Consider the following 16,386-nt stretch of genomic DNA (forward strand, 5'->3'; position numbering starts at 1 on the left):
AGCCCTCCTAAGCATCCAAGTTTTCAACATATTTGGCATTATCTTCAATAAATTTGCGCCGAGGTGCTACTTCATTGCCCATCAACAGCTCAAAGACCTCATCAACATCTTTGGCATATTCCGGACTAACCCGATCAAGCCGCCGATTTTCAGGATTCATGGTAGTTTCCCATAATTGCTCGGGATCCATTTCCCCTAATCCCTTATAACGTTGAACAAGTGGCTTAGGACTTGGCTGTAATTGACCTAGGTAATCGTGCAGCTCTTCATCAGTATCAAGATATCTAATTACTTTACCTTGACGAACCTGATATAGAGGTGGCTTGGCAATATATACATAGCCTTCATCAATCATTGGCTTCATGTAATTGTAGAATAATGTTAAAAGCAAAGTTCTAATATGTGCTCCATCAACATCGGCATCTGTCATAATAATTAGCTTATGGTAACGAGTTTTAGTAATGTCAAAATCGGCACCAAATCCTGTTCCTAAAGCAGTAAATAGAGAACGAATCTCTTCATTAGCCAAAATTCGATCCATCGAAGCCTTTTCCACATTCAGAATTTTTCCTCGAATTGGCAAAATTGCTTGGGTCAAACGTGAACGCCCCTGTTTAGCAGAACCACCGGCAGAATTCCCCTCAACAATAAACAATTCTGAAATACTTGGATCATTGCTAGTATTATCTGCTAATTTCCCAGGTAGGTTGGCAATTTCTAAGCCTGACTTTTTGCGGGTTACTTCCCGAGCTCGCTTAGCAGCACTACGCGCTCTTTCAGCCAGTTGTGCTTTTTCGACGATTTTACGACCAACTTGCGGATTTTCCATCAAAAAACTAGTAAATGCTTCAGAAAAGGCCTTATCAACCGCTGTTCTAGCATCAGAATTTCCTAGCTTAGTCTTAGTCTGTCCTTCAAATTGTGGATCTGGGTGCTTCACCGAAACAACAGCCGTCATCCCTTCACGAATATCTTCTCCTGAAAGATTATCGTCTTTTTCCTTCAAAATCTTGGTTTTGTGAGCATAATCATTAACTACTCGAGTAAGAGCTGTTTTAAAGCCAGCTTCATGAGTTCCACCTTCATAAGTATGAATATTATTAGCAAAAGTCATTAATGTGGTCTTATAGCCAGCTGTATATTGCAATGAAACCTCAACGTTGATTTCATCATAATTTCCTTCAACGTAAATTGGCTCGTCATATAAAACATCGGTTCCCTTATTTAAAAAGGCCACATACTCCTTAATACCACCTTCATAGTGATAAACATCAGTTTCTGCACTATCTTTACGCTTATCTGTAAAGGTTAACTTTAATCCCTTATTTAAAAAGGCCAATTCCCGAATTCTAGTTTTTAAAATCTTATCATCAAAGGCTGTGGTTTCAGTAAAAATGTCTGGATCTGGATAAAAGTGAACTTTGGTCCCATGCTCACTGAGCGGAGCATTACCAATCATTGTCATTTCTGTCTTAACGCGACCACGAGTAAAATCAATATAATACTGTTTACCATCACGCACAGTGGTAACATCTAATTCAGTAGACAAAGCATTGACCACAGAAGCACCAACACCATGCAAACCACCTGAAACTTTATAGCCGCCACCGCCAAATTTACCACCGGCATGCAAAACGGTAAAAACAGTCTCCAATGCTGGCCGCCCCGTCTTTTTTTGAATATCAGTAGGAATTCCGCGGCCATCATCTTGAACAGTCACGCTACCATCTTCGTTAACTGTAATTTCAATTTTGGTAGCAAAACCAGCTAAACTCTCGTCAATACTGTTATCAATTACTTCCCAAACCAAATGATGCAGTCCTTGCGAACTAGTAGAGCCAATATACATTCCCGGTCGTTTACGAACCGCTTCAAGTCCACCCAAAACCTGAATTTGACTAGCATTATATTTATCAGCTTCTTTTTCATATTGCTCGATTTGCTCAAGATTTTCTTTATTATCAGCCATTTAATTCTCCTTTGCTAAACGAATTTTTCCAGAATTAATTTGATATATTTTAGGTTTTTTGATTATTTCCCGGGAAATACCTGCAAGATCAGTTGTCGTAATAAAAGTCTGCGTCTTGCCATGAATATAACTAAGCAATGCACCTTGGCGCTCATGATCTAATTCACTCATTACATCATCAAGTAACAACAACGGGTATTCTGAAGTTAATTGATGGACCAACTGAATCTCTGCTAGCTTAATGCTAAGTGCAATCGTACGTTGTTGCCCTTGAGAACCATATAGATGAGCATCTTTGCCATCTAATTCAAAACTAATGTCATCACGATGGGGACCAACTAAGGTAGTTCCCTTTTTTATCTCAAGTTGCTTATTCTGCTTAAAATTTGCTAACAACTTGTGATAGACGATTTCTGTATCATCTTGTTCAGATACGTCAGCAACTGATGGGTGATATCGCAGTTTTAGTTCTTCACCACTAGAACTGATGCTTTTATAGGCATCCTGTGCAAATTCATCTAAATACGTTAAAAATTGGTAACGCCGAACAACGACTTCCGCTGCTACACCTGCCAGTTGATCAGATAGCACATCTAAAAAAAGCAAATCATGTGCTTCTTTTTTAGCCAGCTGTTTTAGATAATTGTTTTTTTGTTGCAGAACTTGTTTATATTTACTAGCAAAATACAAATATTCTGCATTAATTTGGCCAAACTCTTGATCCATAAATCGCCGACGCAAAGCTGGTGCACCTTTGATCAATTCCAGGTCTTCTGGCGAAAATAAAATTGCATTTAACTGACCCACATATTTAGATAACTTTGCCTGCTCCACACGATTAAGCCAAACCTTTTTGCCTTTTTTAGTGATTAATACTCGTAAAGTTAAATCAACCTGACTCTTGTAAACATGACCATAAACATTAGCAAATTCATCACCGAAAGCGATTAATTCCTTGTCACTATTAGTCCTGTGCGATCTAGTCAATGCTAAAAAATAAATTGCTTCTAGTAAGTTAGTTTTCCCTTGCGCATTTTTTCCAATGAAAATATTAACATTAGGATCGAATTCCAACTCAAATTCTTGTAAATTCCGATAGTGCTGCGCCTTGAACTGCTTCAGATACATCTTTTATCGAAACACATAGTTCGTTTGCTCTACTTGAAGTTGGTCACCAGGGCGAAGTTTTTTGCCACGCCGAGCTTCCTTTACCTCGTTCAACCAAACTGGATTTTCTTGCAGATACCACTTTGCTTGTCCACCAGAAGAAATGATACTTTCTTCTTTTAAAAATTGACTGAGGGTAATGTAATCCCCCTTGATCTTAAATTCCTTAATTGTTTTCACCTTCACCACTTCTATTTACCTATAAGTTAAGTATATTCGTTTCACTAGCAAAAAACAACTCAAATAGCCAATATAACGCCATATAAACGATGTTTTGTAAAAGATACTTTTCATAGTGAACGACTAAAAAGACACAAGAGAGTGCTGATTTAGTCAATTCTTAAAAATTTGGACTAAAAAAAGCCATCAACCAGATGGCTTTTAGCTTTTGTATTACTAATAATTATTAAAACGTTCTTACTGGCGTAATCAACTGTACAAAATTAATTGTATTATCAGCTGGGTTAACCGTAAACGGCCGCAGTGGTTGCGTAAATTCTGTTACCACCGAATCAGTTACTGAAGCCCGTAATGCATCACGTAAATAATCTGGATTAAACGAAATCTTTAAATTTTGACCAGATAATTGCTTAAAACTAACTTCTTCTTCAACATTACCGATTTCTGCAGATTCACCTGATAAAGTAACTGTCTGCTTTTCCGTATCCAGAGTTAAATCAACTACATTATTTCGACCGGCATGTGTTAATAAGCTTGCACGGTCTAATGCACTAGATAGTTCTGCTAAGTCAAATTCAGCGCTAGTAGTACTCTCTGTAGGAATTAAGCGATCAGTATCTGGATAGCTACCTTCAAGTAATCGAGAATAAAACAGCATATTCCCAATTTCAAATAAAACTTGGCTATCCCCAGGACAAACCTTGATTTCCGGATCAGTTTCACCAATAATTCGCGCTAGTTCAAGCAAACTTTTACCAGGAATAATTAAATCAGTTTCAGTTTGTGGACCTGCAGTTAAGCTGAGAGCTCGACTGGATAAACGATGTGAATCAGTGGCGACTGCACTGATCTGCTCTGGGCTAAAGGTAAAGTGAACACCCGTCAAAACTTGACGGCTTTCCTGGGTAGCAACTGCAAATTGCGTTTCTGTAATAATTTCTCGAAAAGTTTTCCCCAAAATAACAAAAGCGGACTCATCAGCAATTTCCGGTAATCTTGGATAGTTATTTGCATCCAGGCCATTGATAGTAAATTCACTGTTTTCAGAAATAATTTGAGTTTGCATACTTTCTTTAACTTCAAGCGAAAATTCTTTTCCCGGAAGCTTTTTAATAATTTCGCTGAAGAAACGTGCAGGTAAAACAATTGCTCCAGGTGATTCAACAGTTAGATCTTCACTAGTCGGAATACGTACTTCAATTGAAATATCAGTATCACTACCAGTTAGCAGTAATTCATTTTCCGTTAAATTAAGTTTGATACCACTTAAGATGGGAATCGTTGTTCTTGATGAGATGGCACGCATCACATTATTTAGATTATCGATAAATAGGTTTCTGTTAACTGAAAATTTCATTTTGGACCTCCTGAAGTTAGGTATGCTTTTTTATTATTTATTATATAAATTAGTAGTATTAGTAGGGCCTGTTTATTCTGTTGAAAAGCACTAGTAGCCTTAAAATAGCGTAATTAGTACGGTTTACAAAATGTGCACAAGCCAGAGAGTTTTCCACAATTATACACCAGCTAATGATCCAGCATTTGCTTTAAGTCAAAAACTGCAGTTTTGATTTCAGAATCTGTTTTAATAGCACGGCTAATTTTTTCACATGCATGCATGACAGTGGTATGGTCTTTGCCACCAAATTCCTGACCGATTTTCGGTAAACTAGAATCAGTTAATTCGCGTGATAAGTACATGGCAATTTGCCGAGGAACAACGATTTGTCTGACCCGCTTCTTACCTTTTAGTTCATGTGTCGAAGTTTGGAAGTAATTGGCGACAACCTCTTGGATTTTAGAAATTTGTAGTCCACGGTTCTTCTGTACGAGCTTTAGATCAGCTAGTGCCTCGCGTGCCAAATTCACGTTGATATCTTCACGCTGAATCGTGGCATGAGCCTGAACTTTCACTAAGGCACCTTCAAGCTCTCGGATATTAGTGTCAACCTGCGAAGCAATGTAATCCAGTGTATCATCATTAATCGTTAAATCTTCAGCTTCAGCCTTTTTGCGTAAAATCGCAATTCTAGTTTCTAAATCAGGTGGAGTAATTTCAACTTGCAAGCCCCAGGTAAATCGTGAGACTAAACGTTCCGATAGATCTGGAATTTCTGTTGGTAAGCGATCACTGGTCATGACGATCTGTTTTTGATCGTTATACAGGGTTTCAAAAGTATGAAAGAATTCCTCTTGAATTCCTTCTTTTTTAGCAAAAAATTGAATATCATCAACTAATAATAGATCGCAAGTCCGATATTTTTTACGAAATTGGTCTTGCGTTTTGTTTTTAATAGAATTAATGAAATCATTGACGAAAGTTTCACTTTGAATGTAGACGACTTTGGCGTTTGGGCGTTCAGCCAACATTTGGTGACCGATCGCTTGCATCAAGTGAGTTTTACCTAAACCAACTCCACCAAAAATGAATAATGGATTGTAAAAACTGCCGGGACTGTCAGCGACTGCCAGAGCTGCTCCGGCTGCTAGCTTATTGCCTTCACCTTGGACGAAATTATCAAAAGTATACTTTTCGTTTAACTTTAGATTACGAACAAAATTATTGTTGGTAATCGTAGGTTGAACAGGTTGAGTTGGCGTTTTCGGTTTAGGTGCTACAATTCGTTCAGTACTCTGCTCATCGGCAATCTGAAAAACTGGAATAACTTCAATATTAGCATAGCCATATGCGGATTGAATTAGTTCTGAAGCTAGATTCTTTTCCCAATATCCCTTTGTTACCGGGTTTTGGACCACAATTTTTAATTCATGGGTATCATTATTGTAGGAAATGGGCTTAGTATTTTTGAACCAGGCGTTATAGGCAACTTCGTTAAAACGTTCGCGCATTTCATGATTGAAATGTTGCCAAAATTGATTAATGTCAAACAAAATAAATTCCTCCAATAAGTTTAAGCACTATTTATTCTATCATCTAATAAAAATGTTTTCCACAGGTTAATAAAAGAAATTAAGAATTAACAAGATGTGGATAAAGTTTTACAAATAATCCTCAAAAATATTGAAAATCCTCGAAAATATTATTAATAGCCAACTTGTATTGTTGATAACTTTACCAATGTTTGCAAGAACTTTGCCATTAATTCAAGCATAATATCAACATAGTGTGAATATCTTTTTCCACAGCTTGTTGTTTGTGGAAAAGGCTGTGAAAGATATTGTGTATTTTGATTTTGTGGATAAATTAGTTAGGTGAAATTTGCACAAGTAATAAAATTTTTACAGTGAAAATCCAAGTTGTAATAGATTTATTTAATATTTAGACTTGGTTTTTATTCGTAATCATGCTATCCTTAATACTAAATTGTGTAATTACACAAATTGGAGGTGTAGTTTAATGACAACTAAGAGAACTTACCAACCTAAAAAGCGTCACCGTTCACGCGTTCACGGCTTTATGAAACGGATGAGCACATCTAATGGCCGCAAGGTTTTAGCTAGACGCCGTGCAAAAGGTAGAAAAGTCTTATCTGCTTAAACCACTGAATCCCAGTGGTTTTTTTAGTATTCAATAGTGGAATTGGAATGAAGCGTTTTGAGAAAGTCCTATCGAGTTAAAACAGAAAATGATTTTCAGCGGGTTTTTAAAGCCGGTAATTCAGTTGCTAATCGGGCTTTTGTGATCTATCAAATAGATAGAACGGAAAACCAGCATTTTAGAGTCGGGATTTCTGTTGGTAAAAAGGTCGCTCATACTGCTGTTGTTCGTAATCGACTCAAGCGTTATATACGGGCAGTTATTAGTGAAAATAAGACTGCAATTGAACCAAAAATCGACTTTTTGGTAATTGCTAGACCGTATGCACGTAATTTTAAGAAGGCTGATGTACAAAAACATTTATTGCATGTACTTTATTTGGCCAACATTATTGAAGAAATACCTAGTGAAAATGAGGAAGATTAGTGTGAAGGACATTTTAACTAAAAAGAATGTCAAACGTTTACTGGCAGTGCTTGCCGTAGTAGCAGTAGCTGTTGTCTTGACTGGATGTAGTAATACGGCTGCTAAGCCAACGCCGATTTCACATACAAGTGGTAATTGGTGGGATCGCTGGGTTATTTATTATATGTCCTCTTTCTTGCTGTGGCTGGCTAAGATTATGGGGAATAGTTATGGCTGGGCAATTATTGTCTTTACGGTAATTGTACGTCTGCTGCTATATCCGCTTAGTGCCATGTCGATTAAGAGTACTACGAAAATGCAGAGCGTTCAGCCTGAACTAGATGCATTACGGAAAAAATATCCTGGTAGTGATACTGAATCGCGAACTTTATTGTCTGAAGAGACCAATAAGCTGTATAAGGAAGCGGGTATTAATCCGTATGCTGGTTGTTTGCCGCTGATTATTCAACTACCAGTTATGTATGCTTTATATGGTGCAATTTGGCGAACACCACAGCTGCAAACTGGACACTTCTTATGGATGGATTTAGGTAAACCAGATCCTTACTTTATTATGCCGATTTTGTCGATGGTGTTAACTTTCTTATCGACTTACATCAGTCAAATGTCTACGCCGCAACAATCCAAGAACTTATCTACTAAATTTATGACATATGGTATGTCAATTATGGTTGGGGTAATGGGAATTTACTTCCAATCAGCAATTATTTTATATTGGGTAATTTCTAATTTGTTCCAGTTGATTCAGACATTCATTCTGCAAAATCCGATTAAATATCGTAAAGAACAAGAAGCTAAGGCCGAAAAAGAACGCGAACGCAAGCGTAAGCTGCGTAAAACATATAAACGGTTAAAACGCAAAAAGTAAATATTAATCTAAAGTGATTTTTAGATAAAGTAGTCAAAGTGCTTTATACATCACGAATTATTCGTGGTGTTATAATGCGCTTTTTTGATTGAGTTTTATTAAAAGGAGAAAATCATGGTTCAGACTTTAACTGAATTCGATACGATTGCTGCTATCTCAACTCCAATTGGAGAGGGCGGTATCTCGATTGTGCGGTTGTCAGGTGAGGCTGCAGTACCAATTGTTAATCAAATCTTTAAAGGTAAGAATTTAATAAAGGTACCAAGTCACACGATTAATTATGGGCATATTATTGATCCTGAAACTAAGCAAGTGATTGATGAGGTCATGGTGTCGGTAATGCGTGCACCAAAAACTTTTACTCGCGAAGATATAGTTGAGATTAATTGTCATGGTGGGATTGTAGTGACTAATCGCATTTTACAATTACTACTGGGTCATGGCGCTAGAATGGCTGACGCGGGTGAATTTACTAAACGGGCTTTTATGAATGGACGCATTGATCTAACGCAAGCCGAAAGTGTGATGGATATTGTGCGGGCCAAAACTGATAAGGCACGTGAAGTAGCAGAAAAGCAACTTGAGGGTGGCTTATTGACCAAGATTCAAGCAATGCGGCAAGAAATTTTGGATACTTTAGCTAATGTTGAAGTTAATATTGATTATCCAGAATATGATGCTGATACGATTACAGCTAAGCAAATGGCTGGTGTATCTAAATCAGTTATTGCTAAAATAGAACGGTTATTAACGACTGCTAGTGAAGGAACTGCCTTGCGCAACGGCTTAGCTACAGCAATTATTGGGCAACCTAACGTGGGAAAGTCGTCTTTGCTTAATTATTTAACTAAAAGTGATAAGGCAATTGTTACTGATGTTGCTGGGACTACGCGTGATACGTTGGAAGAGTATGTTTCAGTGAAGGGTGTTCCTCTTAAATTAATCGATACTGCTGGAATTCGGCAAACTGATAATAAGGTAGAAAAAATTGGCGTTGAACGATCGAAAAAGGCGCTAGATCAGGCAGATTTAGTTTTATTATTGCTTGATGCTAGTCATAATTTAACTCCAGCTGATCAAGAACTAATTGCAGCAACAGCTAATAAGAAACGGATTATTATTCTCAATAAAACTGATTTAGGTCAGCAGCTAAATAAGGAAGAGCTTGAGACAACAACAGCTAGCGAAGTTATTGCCACTTCAATTTTGCAAGAGCAGAATTTGACACAGCTTGAAGACGCAATTAAGCAGTTATTTTTTAATGGAATCGAAAATTCTAATGATGAAGTATTAGTGACTAATCAGCGACAAGTCGGATTATTGCAAAAAGCCAAAAAGCAGCTTGAGGATGTAATCATGGCGGTTAATGATGAGGTGCCAGTTGACATTGTACAGATTGATCTGAATGGCGCTTGGGATACCTTAGGTGAAATTACGGGTGAAAGTAGCCCTGATGAATTAGTCAACGAGTTATTTAGCCAATTTTGTTTAGGTAAATAGGAGAGACGGATGATTAAGAATTATTCTTCGAATGACTATGATGTAATCGTAGTTGGTGCAGGACATGCGGGTTGTGAAGCAGCTCTTGCTAGTGCCAAGATGGGACAAAATACTTTGCTGTTAACCATTAGTTTGGATATGGTGGCCTTTATGCCATGTAACCCTTCTGTTGGTGGTCCAGCTAAAGGGACCGTTGTACGCGAAATTGATGCTTTAGGCGGTCAAATGGGGAAAAATATCGATGCAACTTATATTCAGATGCGCATGTTAAATACGGGTAAAGGTCCGGCTGTACGTGCATTGCGGGCCCAAGCAGATAAGTGGCAGTATCATCAGCAAATGAAGAGTGTAATCGAAAATACGCCACATTTAACTTTGCGCCAAGCGACAGTTGATAAGTTATTAGTTAAAGATGGCGTTTGTCAAGGTGTGGTTACCAACACTGGTGCTAGTTATCTAGCTAAAAGTGTGGTTTTAACTACAGGAACTTCAGCACGAGGTAGAATTTATATTGGCGAGTTGAATTATTCATCTGGACCGAATAACACAATTCCGGCAATAAAATTATCAGAAAACCTTGAAGATTTAGGATTTAAATTGCGTCGCTTTAAGACAGGGACGCCTCCCAGAGTCAACGGTAACACAATCGATTATTCAAAAACCGAAGAAGAACCGGGGGATGAGGAACCACGACATTTCTCTTTTACTAGTAGGGATGAAGATTATCTCACAGAGCAGGTCTCATGTTGGATGACCTATACTAACCAGAAGACCCATCAGATTATCAACGAAAATTTGACACGATCACCAATGTTTTCAGGTCAAATTAAGGGTGTAGGTCCTAGATACTGTCCTTCAATTGAAACTAAAGTAGTTCGGTTTGCTGATAAATCACGTCACCAAATCTTCTTGGAACCAGAAGGTAAGGATACTAATGAAGTTTATGTTGGTGACTTTTCGACTTCAATGCCTGAGGAAATTCAGCTCAAAATGTTACATTCGATTGCTGGACTTGAAGATGCGGAGCTAATGCGACCTGGTTATGCGATTGAATACGATGTGGTTGATCCTTGGCAATTGAAGCATACTTTAGAAACTAAAAACATTAGGAATTTGTTCACTGCTGGACAGATGAATGGTACTTCAGGGTACGAAGAAGCAGCTGGTCAAGGCTTAATTGCAGGTATTAATGCAGCCTTGCGTGCGGCTGGTAAAGCTGGTTTTACCTTAGGTCGGGATGAGGCTTATATTGGCGTTTTAATCGATGACTTAGTTACTAAGGGAACTGAAGAGCCATATCGATTATTAACCTCGCGGGCTGAGTATCGGTTAATATTGCGTCATGACAACGCCGACTTGCGCTTAACTGACTATGGCTATCAACTGGGGTTAATTTCTGAAGAACGCTACTCCAAATTTACTGCTAAGAAAGCGCAGATTACTCAAGCTAAACGTGTGCTTGAATCAATTACGATTCATCCAACTAAAGAGGTGCAGGAGTATTTACAAGGAATTGGTGAAGATGAGCTTAAGGCAGGACTTAAAGCAGATGCTTTTCTGCGTAGACCACGGGTTACGATACCGGATATTGAGCAACTAAGTGGAACTAGTATTTCTAGTGATCGCTATGTTAAAGAACAGATTGAAATTAATGTTAAATATGCTGGTTATATTAAAAAAGAACAGCAACAAATCGATCGACTTCATCGTCAAGAAGCCAAGAAGATTCCAGCAGACCTTGATTATCAGGCAATTAATGGGCTGGCAACAGAAGCTAGACAAAAATTTGAAAAAATCAGACCGGAGACTTTAGCTCAGGCAGAACGAATTTCTGGAGTTAATCCAGCAGATTTAGCAATTTTAAGTGTCTATGTTCAAAATGGTCATTATGAAAAAATAAAAGATTAAAATTAGTCTAAAATTTTGAAAAAGGCGAAAAATATTTTAGCTAAATTAATTATTTAAAAAATACACAAAAATCCAATAAATGATCAAGTAATCACAAGTGAGAATATTGCTATCACGTATAAGCGTTATCATAGCTGCTCAATATTGTGAAGCTAATATCTTTACAAAGCGCTTACATATTGCACGATTAACAAATTTTAGTTACTTGAAATTGTGAAATTATATGTTTTAATACAGTATGTAAGTAAACATTATTTAAGGAGATGCACTTAAGATGACAAAAATTAATGGCTCAGATGCTATGCTTCAAGTTTTGCTTGACTGGCATATTGATCATATTTATGGTTTTCCGGGTGGTTCATTCGACTCAACAATGAACGCTATCCACAACTTTAAGGGTAAGTTAAAATATATTGAAGTTCGTCATGAGGAAGCTGGCGCTTTAGCCGCAGCTGCTGAATACAAGTTCACTGGTAATGCTGGTGTATGTTTCGGTTCTGCAGGTCCTGGTGCCGTTCACTTGATGAATGGTTTGTACGATGCTAAGTACGACAAGGTTCCAATGGTAGCGATTGTTGCCAACGTTCCTACTAGTCGTCAAGACATCGATTTCTTCCAAGCTTTTGATGAAAAGCCATGGTTTGATGCTGTTGCTGTTTGGAACCATCAAGTTAAGACAGCAGATCAAATTCCAGGGATGATGGATGAAGCTCTTCGTCAAGCATACGCTAAGAAGGGTCCAGCTGTTTTGATCTTGCCTAAAGACTTTGGTTGGGACAAGATTAATGACAACTTCCGTGTAACTTATGATTCATTGCAAGCAATTCCTAACTACGCTGCACCTAAGAAAGAATCAGTTGATGCAGCTGTTAAATTGCTTAAAGAAGCTAAGAATCCGGTTGTCTACTACGGTGTTGGTGTTAAGGGTCATGGCGATGTTTTGAAGGCCTTTGCTAACAAGTTCAAGACTCCACTACTTTCATCAGTTATTGCTAAGGGTGTTGTTGAAGATAAATTCCCTGCATACATGGGCTCAATTGGTCGTGTTGCTCCTAAGGCCAGTGATGATATCCAAACGCACGCTGACTTGGTAGTTTGGGTAGGTAACAACTCTCCATTCTCAGTCTTCTTCTTTAATCCAAAGGCTAAGGTTATTCAAATTGATGTTGATTCTGAAAAATTGGGTAAACGTCATGCAGTTGATGTACCGATTCTGGCTGATGGTGCTAAGACTTTGCAAGCGATGATTGATGCTGGTGAAGACCGTGAAGAATCACCACTTTACAAGGCTGCTCTTGCAGACCGTCAAAACTGGGATGAATGGCAAGAAAGCTTTGTTGATTCAGATCAAATGCCAGTTCGTCCAGAGCCAATCTTTGACGTAATCAATAAATACGCTGATGATGATGCAATGTTTGCTATTGATGTTGGTAACATTAACATTAACTTCCAACGTTTAGTTAACTTGCATGATGAACAAACTTGGGCAACTTCAGGCTTGTACGCAACTATGGGATTTGGTACTCCAGCTTCACTTGCTGCTGCTACTACTCATCCAGAGCGTGAAGTTTGGAACCTTGGCGGTGATGGTGGTTTTGCCATGATGAGTCAAGAATTGTTAACTCAAGCTCGTTACAACATGCATGTACTTAACGTTGTCTTCACTAACGAAACTTTGGGCTTCATTGAAGCTGAACAAGTTGACCAATCACACCAACCATTGTCAGGTGTTATCATGCCAGATAACGACTGGGCTAAAGTTGGTGAAGGTATGAACGTTAAGAGTGTAACTGCTCGTACTAAGAAGGAATTCGAAGACGCAGTTAAGGAATTCAAGCAAATGGATGGCCCGATGTTAATCGACGTTAAGTTGACTCACGAAATGCCATACTCAACTGAATTGAACACTCTTGATGATCCAGAATTCGTTAAGAAGTATCAAGCAGAAGACTTGAAGCCATTTAGCTACTTTGCTGAAAAATATGGTGTAGTTGATGATACTGCTTCAGGCGCTTCAGAAGAAGAAGCTGAGCCTGAACCAGAAGAAGAACCAGATACTACTTCTGGCGCTTCAGAACACTAATTTAATATTAGTAAAATAAAAAGCGAAACTTATTGAAAGTTTCGCTTTTTTTCTGTCTTACAAGTATAATATTTAAGAGACAATATTTGATATGGAGGATTAAAGATGCAACAATTTGGAGTTATTGGCTTATCTGTCATGGGCAAAAACTTGGCCTTGAATGTACGAAACAGTGGTTTTTCTGTTTCTGGTTATAGTATTGATAAGCCAGAAGTTGATGCTTTTGCAGAATATCAAGATGAAAAGTTATTACCGACTTATTCTTTAGCAGAGTTTGTTAATTCACTTGAAAAACCACGGAAAATTTTAATTCAAATTGCAGCCGGTAAACCGGTTGATGAGACTTTACAGAAATTACTACCTTTACTTGATAAAGGTGATATCATTCTAGACGGTGGGAACTCTAATTTTCATGATACTAACAGACGCTTTCATGAAATGGAAGCACATGGGATTCATTTCATTGGAATGGGCGTGTCAGGTGGTGAAGAAGGAGCATTAAACGGTCCTGCGTTGATGCCAGGAGGAGATGAAGCAGCCTACCGTGAAGTTGCACCAATCTTAGAAGCAATCGCTGCTAAAACGCCACAAGGTCGGCCATGTGTTAGTTTTATTGGTCCTGAAGGTAGTGGTCATTATGTCAAAATGGTGCATAATGGGATTGAATATGGTATTATGCAAGAATTTTCTGAAGTATATGATCTGTTACGTAAAGTAGCGGGTAAAAGTAATGCGGAAATGTCGAAGATCTTTGCTGATTGGAATCAAGGGTTAGTTCAGGCTTATCTAAGTGAAATTACTAGTGAAGTTTTGAAGCAAAAAGATGACTTAACAGCTGATGACGTGATTGATCATATCTTAAATGTTGCTTCTTACAAGGGTACCGGTAATTGGATGTTAGAAGATGGTGTTCATCTAGGTGCACCAATTAGCGTAATCGCTGAAGCTGTCTTGGCCAGATTTATGTCCAAAGCAACAACGCGTGAAGGTCAAGAAATCACTTGGAATGGTGAAGTACCAAATGGTTTAATTGATAATCTGGGTAAAGCTTTGCAATTAGGGCAAGCAGTAGCGTATGCGCAAGGATTCCAACAATTGAAAATGGCAGCTGATGCTTATCATTGGGACTTACGGTATCCAGCTATTGCTCAGGATTGGGAAGCTGGCTGTATTATTCGCTCGTCAATGCTAGAAGATATTGAGAATGCCTTTGCTGATGGGAAGCAGTTAGACAATTTATTTCAAGATGCTTACTTTAAAGGCTTAATGCAAAAAAATCTGCCAGCCCTGCGAGCAGTAATTGAATTAGCTACTAAAGCTGGTATTCCAACTCCAACTTTGAGTGCAGCTTTGAATTACCTGGAATCAATTTTTAATCCAAGCTTACCTGCTAACTTAATTCAAGGTCAACGGGATTACTTTGGTGCCCATACCTATTATCGTAATGACCGTGAAGGCATCTTCCACACTGAATGGTATGAAGAAAAATAAGTATGTTACACGTGTAACACAAATAAAACTCTTACAAAAAGCTGCATAAGGCGGCAATTTGTCAACAATAAATACAGAAATAGACTATTTAACCCTTTTGATTTAGAGCTAAGATAGTCTATTTTGTTGTTGGGCATTGGGTTTTATTTCAAAATCTATGTAGGTAAAGAAATATATGAATCATACCATTCTGGCAGCTAAAAGCAATTATTGACAAATCCAAATAGTCGATATAATATAGCATTAAGTTTTAAGTAATCGGTTACAAAGATAGAGAAAATACAATGGAACGATTTACTGGAATTGTAGTAGTATTACTTAGCATTTGGGAATTTTATACAGTTTATGGTGCATTTAAGGCAGTTAAAAAGGTTGGTACTACATCACGATTTCTACCTCTAGCACTGTGGAGTGGCACTTTTCTAGGAATTGTGTTTTTAGGAATAGGCATTAGATTAATACTGAACGGCTATTAAATCAATGTTGCCAACTGAAAAACTACTTAAGGGGGATTTATGAATAAAAGGCACACCTTCGTTAGCATAGTACTTTTAATCTTATTAGTTCCAATAGTTATGCTTTTGTTTCCATCAATTTTATATTTTATTATTCCTAGTAAGTATTATCAAGTATGTTGTGATGCACTTATAATAGTTATATTATTTATTTCGAATAAGCAATTTTTTAATGTAAAATTGAATGTGATATCATTTAATCATATATTCACTCAAATATTATTATGTATTCCTACAGTAGCTTTTTTACTGTTGACAAAAAATATTAAAGCGATATTTGATAACAAAGCAGATATATTTGTATTAATAACTACTTTGTTTATAGCATTAGCAGAAGAAATATTGTTTCGTGGCATAGTATTACCCTTGTCTTTACAATATACCTCTTATAAATATTTTGCTTCATTATTGATAAGTAGCGTTGGATTTGCATTTAGTCATATTGTAAATATAGAGCATGCACCTGTTGAAATGGTCTTTTTACAAATGATCCTAGTCTTTTCTGCTGGAATGTTGTCAGGTGCTTTATATTTAACTACTAAGAACTTGAGTCTTCCTATAGTATTTCACTTTGTGAATGACTTACCAGTCTTAAATAATGTTCAATCACCAGCTATTGCATTGTCAAGCTCGCAATTAAAATTTATGTATATTTTAGTTCTTGCGATAGCAATGATATGTAGTTTTATTTCTTTCATTCAATTAAAGCTATTTATTAATAAAGATAGAATACATAAGTAGCATGGTTAAAGTATCATGCGGTAAAAAGTAATGTAATAT

General features: G+C 37.4%; 14 protein-coding genes. 9 read left to right on the plus strand and 5 right to left on the minus strand.

Annotated features, from left to right (window positions below; genetic code table 11):
• Positions 1-7: 7 nt before the first annotated feature.
• From gyrB to dnaA, 5 genes are all read right to left on the minus strand, one after another.
• The gene (gyrB, locus tag OZX59_RS06240) at positions 8-1,969 is read right to left on the minus strand and encodes a DNA topoisomerase (ATP-hydrolyzing) subunit B (RefSeq protein WP_277125300.1); all 1,962 of its coding nucleotides are present in this window, start codon (positions 1,967-1,969) and stop codon (positions 8-10) included.
• Positions 1,970-3,097, minus strand: a complete 1,128-nt coding sequence (gene recF / locus OZX59_RS06245) for a DNA replication/repair protein RecF (protein ID WP_277125302.1) — start codon at positions 3,095-3,097, stop codon at positions 1,970-1,972. It lies immediately after the preceding gene.
• A 3-nt stretch (positions 3,098-3,100) separates the two neighbouring features.
• On the minus strand, positions 3,101-3,322 hold the full coding sequence (yaaA, locus tag OZX59_RS06250) for a S4 domain-containing protein YaaA (protein WP_277125304.1): 222 nt from the start codon (positions 3,320-3,322) through the stop codon (positions 3,101-3,103).
• Positions 3,323-3,542: 220 nt separating this feature from the next.
• Positions 3,543-4,673, minus strand: coding sequence for a DNA polymerase III subunit beta (gene dnaN, locus OZX59_RS06255; RefSeq protein ID WP_277125306.1), 1,131 nt, complete (start codon positions 4,671-4,673; stop codon positions 3,543-3,545).
• 170 nt (positions 4,674-4,843) lie between these two features.
• Entirely contained in the window at positions 4,844-6,208 is a 1,365-nt protein-coding gene (gene dnaA / locus OZX59_RS06260; protein WP_277125308.1) for a chromosomal replication initiator protein DnaA, read from the minus strand.
• 466 nt (positions 6,209-6,674) lie between these two features.
• Between dnaA and rpmH the strand changes: the two genes are divergently transcribed.
• The 9 genes from rpmH to OZX59_RS06305 all read left to right on the plus strand — a co-directional run bounded on the left by rpmH (position 6,675) and on the right by OZX59_RS06305 (position 16,347).
• Entirely contained in the window at positions 6,675-6,815 is a 141-nt protein-coding gene (rpmH, locus tag OZX59_RS06265) for a 50S ribosomal protein L34 (protein WP_003549412.1), read from the plus strand.
• Positions 6,816-6,872: 57 nt separating this feature from the next.
• Positions 6,873-7,241 (plus strand): ribonuclease P protein component, encoded by a 369-nt coding sequence (gene rnpA, locus OZX59_RS06270; RefSeq protein WP_277125311.1) that lies wholly within the window; start codon positions 6,873-6,875, stop codon positions 7,239-7,241.
• A gap of 1 nt (position 7,242) precedes the next feature.
• Positions 7,243-8,109, plus strand: coding sequence for a membrane protein insertase YidC (locus OZX59_RS06275; RefSeq protein ID WP_277125312.1), 867 nt, complete (start codon positions 7,243-7,245; stop codon positions 8,107-8,109).
• A gap of 114 nt (positions 8,110-8,223) precedes the next feature.
• Positions 8,224-9,609 (plus strand): tRNA uridine-5-carboxymethylaminomethyl(34) synthesis GTPase MnmE, encoded by a 1,386-nt coding sequence (gene mnmE / locus OZX59_RS06280; protein ID WP_277125314.1) that lies wholly within the window; start codon positions 8,224-8,226, stop codon positions 9,607-9,609.
• A gap of 9 nt (positions 9,610-9,618) precedes the next feature.
• Entirely contained in the window at positions 9,619-11,517 is a 1,899-nt protein-coding gene (mnmG, locus tag OZX59_RS06285) for a tRNA uridine-5-carboxymethylaminomethyl(34) synthesis enzyme MnmG (protein WP_277125316.1), read from the plus strand.
• 274 nt (positions 11,518-11,791) lie between these two features.
• Positions 11,792-13,600, plus strand: a complete 1,809-nt coding sequence (spxB, locus tag OZX59_RS06290) for a pyruvate oxidase (RefSeq protein ID WP_277125318.1) — start codon at positions 11,792-11,794, stop codon at positions 13,598-13,600.
• 105 nt (positions 13,601-13,705) lie between these two features.
• Positions 13,706-15,091, plus strand: a complete 1,386-nt coding sequence (gene gndA / locus OZX59_RS06295) for an NADP-dependent phosphogluconate dehydrogenase (protein ID WP_277125320.1) — start codon at positions 13,706-13,708, stop codon at positions 15,089-15,091.
• A gap of 284 nt (positions 15,092-15,375) precedes the next feature.
• A complete protein-coding gene (locus OZX59_RS06300) occupies positions 15,376-15,567 on the plus strand; it encodes an immunity protein (RefSeq protein ID WP_277125322.1) in 192 nt (63 codons plus the stop codon).
• Positions 15,568-15,606: 39 nt separating this feature from the next.
• Positions 15,607-16,347 (plus strand): CPBP family intramembrane glutamic endopeptidase, encoded by a 741-nt coding sequence (locus OZX59_RS06305; protein WP_277125324.1) that lies wholly within the window; start codon positions 15,607-15,609, stop codon positions 16,345-16,347.
• The last annotated feature ends 39 nt before the right edge of the window (positions 16,348-16,386 follow it).

This window comes from Lactobacillus sp. ESL0681, from assembly GCF_029392835.1.
GTDB lineage: Bacteria > Bacillota > Bacilli > Lactobacillales > Lactobacillaceae > Lactobacillus.